Origin of the sequence: Streptomyces botrytidirepellens, from assembly GCF_003721215.1 — a bacterium.
Lineage (GTDB): Bacteria > Actinomycetota > Actinomycetes > Streptomycetales > Streptomycetaceae > Streptomyces > Streptomyces himastatinicus.
Map to the genome: position 1 here is coordinate 1 of NZ_RIBZ01000070.1, position 6254 is coordinate 6254.

Consider the following 6254-nt stretch of genomic DNA (forward strand, 5'->3'; position numbering starts at 1 on the left):
CGCCGGGCGAGGACACGCTGCCCGAGGCCGACGACCAGGCGGCGCCCGCCGAGGCTGCCCCCGCCGAGCCGTCCGCGGCAGAGGCCCCGGCCGACCCGGCCGCGCCGGATGAGGCTCAGGCTCCGGAGGCCGAGGCGCCTGCCGAGCCCGCGGCCCCGGCCGAAGAGGGCGCCCCCGAGGCCGAGGTGGGCGCGGAGGCGCCGGAGGCCGAGACAGCTACCGAGACCGCCGCCGAGGAAGCCTCCGGCGAGGCGGACGCAGCCGCTGACGAGCCCGAGGGCGAGACGGCGGAGGCTCAGGACGAAGCCGTCAGCCAGGAGGCACTCGAAGCCACGGAGCCCGAAGAGGCCGCGTCCGAGGGCGAGGCAACCACCGAGGCCCTCGACGCGGAGACCCCCGCCGAAGAGCCGGAGCAGCCCGAGCAGGCCGAACAGTCCGAACAGGCCGACGCCGCGGACCACACCCCCGAGGCGGACCCCACGGATCAGGAACCAGCAGACACCGAAGCCGCAGACACCGAAGCAGCAGACCCGGAAGCGGCAGACCCGGAAGCGGCAGACCCCGAAGCCGCAGAAGACCCGGAGACCGCCCCCGGGCCCCTCGCCAACCCCTTCGGCCCACGCGCCGACGCCGGGTACGACGATGCCGAGCGCGCCGCCGTCCACCGCGTGATGCGCGAGCGCCGGGACATCCGTAACGGCTTCCGGCCCGACCCCATCCCGCACGAGGTGCTGCTGCGCGTGCTGGAGGCCGCGCACACCGCGCCCAGCGTGGGGCAGTCCCAGCCGTGGGACTTCGTCGTCATCCGCTCCGAGGAGACCCGGCGCACCATGCACGAGCTGGCGGCGCGCCAGCGCGACGCGTACGCCAAGTCCCTCCCCAAGGGCCGGGCCAAGCAGTTCAAGGAACTGAAGATCGAGGCGATCCTCGAGACGCCGATCAACATCGTCGTCACCGCGGACCCGACCCGCGGCGGCCGCCACACCCTCGGGCGGCACACCCAGCCGCAGATGGCGCCGTACTCCTCGGCGCTCGCCGTGGAGAACCTGTGGCTCGCCGCCCGCGCCGAAGGGCTCGGCGTCGGCTGGGTCAGCTTCTTCGACGAGCGCGAGATGGTCCGTACGCTCGGGCTGCCGGATCACCTGGAGGCCGTGGCGTACCTGTGCGTCGGGTACGTGGACGAGTTCCCGGAGGAGCCGGAGCTGCTGCGGGCCGGGTGGTCCAAGCGCCGCCCGCTGTCGTGGGTCGTCCACGAGGAGACGTACGGGCGGCGCGCGCTGCCCGGTGAGGACCCGCACAACCTGCTGACGGAGACCCTCCAGGGCATCCGTCCGCTGGACGCCAAGGCGCTCGGCGAGGCGTGGGAGCGGCAGAAGCGGATGACCAAGCCGTCCGGCGCGCTCGGCATGCTGGAGATCATCTCCGCGCAGCTCAGCGGGCTGTCCCGGCAGTGCCCGCCGCCGATTCCGGAGCCCGCCGCGGTGGCGATCTTCGCGGGCGACCACGGGGTGCACGCCCAGGGCGTCACCGCGTGGCCGCAGGAGGTCACCGCTCAGATGGTCGCCAACTTCCTGGGCGGCGGCGCGGTCTGCAACGCCTTCGCGAGCCAGGTCGGCGCCGAGGTGTGCGTCGTGGACGTGGGCGTGACGAGCGAACTGCCGTCCACCCCCGGCCTGCTGCCGCGCAAGGTCCGCGCGGGCACCGGCGACTTCACCACCGGCCCCGCCCTCACCCGCGAAGAGGTGCTGCGCGCCCTCGAAGTGGGCATCGAGACCGCCCGCGACCTGGTCGCCGCCGGGAACAAGGCGCTGCTCACCGGCGAGATGGGCATCGCCAACACCACCACCTCGGCCGCCCTGGTCTCCGTGTACACCGGCGCCGACCCGGCCGAGGTGACCGGCCGCGGCACCGGCATCAACGACGAGATGCACGCGCGCAAGATCGACGTCGTACGGCGCGGTCTGGAGCTGCACCAGCCCGATCCCGCCGACCCCATCGGCGTCCTCTGCGCCTTCGGCGGCCTGGAGCACGCCGCCATGGCCGGGCTGCTGCTGGGCGGCGCCTCCCTGCGCACCCCCGTCATCCTGGACGGGGTCAGCGCGGGCGCCGCCGCCCTCGTCGCCCGCGCCATCGCCCCCGAGGTGCTGGCGGCGTGCATCGCGGGCCACCGCAGCGCCGAGCCGGGCCACGTCGCGGCCCTCAACAAGCTGGGCCTGCGCCCCCTGGTCGACCTGGACCTGCGCCTCGGCGAGGGCACGGGCGCCCTGCTCGCCCTCCCCGTGGTGCAGAGCGCCGCACGGGCGATGCACGAGGTGGCCACGTTCGACTCCGCGGGAGTCACGGAGAAGAACTGACGTGCGCCCCCGCCACGTAGGGTGTCGGCGGGGGCCACGCCCCACCACTAGATCAGCCGCTCCAGCGCCGCAGCGGCAGGCATTCTGTACGAGGAGAGCCGCACCGCCATGTCCGAGAACTTCGCATACCCCGTCGGACTGCGCCTCACGGGGCGGCGCGTCGTCGTCCTCGGAGCGGGCCAGGTCGCCCAGCGTCGGCTGCCCGCGCTGATCGCCGCGGGCGCGGACATCCTGCTGATCTCGCCCTCCGCGACGCCCTCCGTCGAGGCCATGGCCGAGGCGGGGGAGGTGCGCTGGGAGCGCCGCCGCTACCAGGACGGCGACTTCGAGGACGCCTGGTACGCGCTGATCACCACCGACGACCCGGCCGCCAACGCCGCCGCCTCCGCCGAGGCCGAGGCGCGCCGGGTGTGGTGCGTACGCAGCGACGACGCCGAAGCCGCCTCCGCGTGGACCCCGGCCACCGGGCGCAGCGAGGGCGTCACCGTCGCCGTGCTCACCGGGCAGGACCCGCGCCGCTCCGCCGCCGTGCGCGACGCCGTGGTCGAGGGCCTGCGCGACGGCACCCTCGCCGCGCCCCGCCACCGCACCCGCGGCCCGCACGTCGCCCTGGTGGGCGGCGGCCCCGGCGACCCGGACCTGATCACCGTCCGCGGCCGCCGTCTCCTCGCCGAGGCCGACGTCGTGGTGGCCGACCGGCTCGGCCCCCGCGACCTCCTCGACGAACTCCCGCCGCACGTCGAGGTCATCGACGCCGCGAAGATCCCGTACGGCCGTTTCATGGCCCAGGAGGCGATCAACAACGCGCTGATCGAGCATGCCAAGGCGGGCAAGTCGGTCGTCCGGCTCAAGGGCGGCGACCCGTTCGTCTTCGGCCGCGGCATGGAAGAGGCCGAGGCGCTCGCCGAGGCCGGTATCCCCTGCACCGTCGTCCCCGGCATCTCCAGCTCCATCAGCGTCCCCGCCACCGCCGGGATCCCGGTCACCCACCGCGGGGTCGCCCATGAGTTCACCGTGGTCAGCGGCCATGTCGCCCCCGACGACCCGCGCTCCCTCGTCGACTGGTCCGCGCTCGCCCGCCTGCGCGGCACGCTCGTCCTCCTGATGGCCGTCGAGAAGATCGGCGCCATCGCCGCCGCCCTCGTCCACCACGGCCGCGGCGCGGACACCCCCGTCGCCGTCATCCAGGAGGGCACCACCGCCGCCCAGCGCCGCGTGGACGCCACCCTCGCCACCGTGGGGGACACGGTCGCCGCCGAGGGCGTCCGGCCGCCCGCGGTCATCGTCATCGGCGAGGTGGTCGCCGTCGGCTCCCGTCGGGCGTAACCACCGGTAACTTCCTCACGTCGCCGCATTGGCACGGCATCCAGGACAAGGCAGTATCACTCAAGTGGCTGATCTCATCACCGTCGATGATCCCGACGACCCGCGGCTGCGCGACTACACGGGTCTGACCGATGTGGAGCTACGACGCAAGCGCGAGCCCGCCGAGGGTTTGTTCATCGCCGAGGGCGAGAAGGTGATCCGGCGGGCCCGCCTCGCCGGTTACGAGATGCGCTCGATGCTGCTGTCGTCCAAGTGGGTCGACGTCATGCGCGACGTCATCGAGGACGTCCCCGCCCCCGTCTACGCCGTCAGCCCCGAACTGGCCGAACGCGTGACGGGCTACCACGTCCACCGCGGCGCCCTCGCCTCCATGCAGCGCAAACCGCTGCCCGAAGCCGAGGAACTCCTCGCCCACGCCCGACGCGTCGTGATCATGGAGTCCGTCAACGACCACACCAACATCGGCGCCATCTTCCGCAGCGCCGCCGCGCTCGGCATGGACGCCGTCCTCCTCTCCCCGGACTGCGCCGACCCCCTCTACCGCCGGTCCGTGAAGGTCTCCATGGGCGCCGTCTTCTCCGTCCCGTACGCCCGCCTGGAGACCTGGCCGCGCGGCCTCGAAGCGGTCCGGCACGCGGGCTTCAAGATCCTCGCCCTCACCCCCGACGAAAAGGCCACCTCCCTCGACGACGCCGCCCCCCACCGCCTCGACCGCGTCGCCCTGATGCTGGGCGCCGAGGGCGACGGCCTCTCCACGCAGGCCCTGATGTCCGCGGACGAATGGGTCCGCATCCCCATGGCCCACGGCGTCGACTCCCTCAACGTGGGCGCGGCGGCGGCGGTGGCCTTCTACGCCGTAACAACGGGCCGCCCCGAGGCGTAGCGGGGGCTCCGCCCCCCGACCTCCCCCGCCGGGGCTCCGCCCCGGCCCCCGCGTTCCGCCCAGTGGGCGGGTGTGCGGTCGGTGCGGTGGGTGGTGCCGGTGCGGGGCCTCCGGGGCGAGGTCCCGGACCGTATATTTACGGCGCCGCTGCCGTAGAACGTGGGGTGGGCCGGAAGTCCACGGCGCCACAAATGCACGGCAGCGTCCGGAACCCCACTCCTGCGACCCCGCCCCTCCGCATCGTCGGCGTCCGCCCCCCGGCGGCACCACCCCGCCCGGCCCCCATCGCGCACCGGGGCCCCAGTCCGGACAGCCGCCCTGCGGCAGGAGCAGACGGGCCTGCGACGGCCCGGAGCCGGAGGGGCGCCAGGGGCGGGCGGCACCGACGGTCGGGGGAGGGGGCCCACCCCGCCCAACGCCCGCCACCGGGCGGGCCGGAATCGAGCCGGAGCCTGGGGCCACCCGTCGGTAGTCGCCGATGAGGCGGGAGGAGGCGGGGGTAGTTCCCCTCCAGCGCCTGCCCCGCCGGGCGAACCGGAGCCGCGGGGCACTCGCCGGTGGTCGCCGATGAAGCGGAGGGGCGGGGTCGTTCCCACCCCCGCCCGGCGCCCGCCACCGGGCGAACCGGAATCGGGCCGGAGCCTGGGGCCACCGGTGGGGAGTTGTTGCTCGACGGGAGGGGGCGGGTCGTTCCCTCCCGCCGCCCAGCGCCCGCCCGCCGGGCGAACCGGAGCCGCGGGGCACTCGCCGGTGGTCGCCGATGAAGCGGAGGGGCGGGGTCGTTCCCACCCCCGCCCGGCGCCCGCCACCGGGCGAACCGGAACCGGCCGGAGCCTGGGGCCACCGGTGGGGAGTTGTTGCTCGACGGGAGGGGGCGGGCCGTTCCCTCCCGCCGCTCAGCGCCCGCCCGCCGGGCGAACCGGAGCCGCGGGGCACTCGCCGGTGGTCGGCGATGAAGCGGAGGGGCGGGGTCGTTCCCACCCCCGCCCGGCGCCCGCCACCGGGCGAACCGGAATCCGGCCGGAGCCTGGGGCCACCGGTGGGGAGTTGTTGCTCGACGGGAGGGGGCGGGCCGTTCCCTCCCGCCGCTCAGCGCCCGCCCGCCGGGCGAACCGGAGCCGCGGGGCACTCGCCGGTGGTCGGCGATGAAGCGGAGGGGCGGGGTCGTTCCCACCCCCGCCCGGCGCCCGCCCCGCCGGGCGAACCGGAACCGCCGGGGCCAGCGGTGGGGAGCCGCTATTCGACGGGAGGGGGCGGGGTCGGAGGGGTGGGGTCCTGGACGCTGCCGTGTATTTGTGGCGCCGATCGGTCGACGTTCACTCCGCGCTCTACGTCAGCGGCGCCGTAAATATACGGTCCAGGGCCCTGCCCCGGAGGCGCCGCACCCGGCACCCGCCACCGCACCGACCGCGCAGCCCCGCCAGGTCAGAGCCCGCCCTCAGGGCCTGCCTCCGCCGCCTCCGCCGCCTCCGGCGTGCCCGGCGCCGTAGGCGCCGTCGGGACGCCCAGGCCGCGCGGCGGCCCCTGGCAGCCCTGGGCCGCCGCGATGCCCAGCGCGACCAGCAGCGTCACCACCACGAAGACCGTCAGCCGTTGGCGCAGCAGCCGGACCCGGTCCGGGCTGTTGGGGCGGCGGCCGTTCGGGGAGGTGCGGACCGTACGGGCCGGGGGGCGCTGGCCGCCGCCGCGGC

Annotated in this window: 3 protein-coding genes and 1 pseudogene; 3 read left to right on the forward strand and 1 reads right to left on the reverse strand. The window is 75.4% G+C overall.

Annotated features, from left to right (window positions below):
• From cobT to EEJ42_RS05425, 3 genes are all read left to right on the forward strand, one after another.
• On the forward strand, positions 1 to 2354 hold a 2354-nt coding region (cobT, locus tag EEJ42_RS05415; RefSeq protein WP_123098856.1), incomplete at its 5' end, for a nicotinate-nucleotide--dimethylbenzimidazole phosphoribosyltransferase.
• Between the two features lie 108 nt (positions 2355 to 2462).
• A complete protein-coding gene (gene cobA, locus EEJ42_RS05420) occupies positions 2463 to 3680 on the forward strand; it encodes a uroporphyrinogen-III C-methyltransferase (RefSeq protein ID WP_123098857.1) in 1218 nt (405 codons plus the stop codon).
• A 64-nt stretch (positions 3681 to 3744) separates the two neighbouring features.
• On the forward strand, positions 3745 to 4563 hold the full coding sequence (locus tag EEJ42_RS05425; protein ID WP_123098858.1) for a TrmH family RNA methyltransferase: 819 nt from the start codon (positions 3745 to 3747) through the stop codon (positions 4561 to 4563).
• 1425 nt (positions 4564 to 5988) lie between these two features.
• Here the strand turns inward: EEJ42_RS05425 and EEJ42_RS05430 are convergent.
• Positions 5989 to 6254 (reverse strand): annotated as a pseudogene (locus EEJ42_RS05430) (serine/threonine protein kinase); the annotation flags it as partial.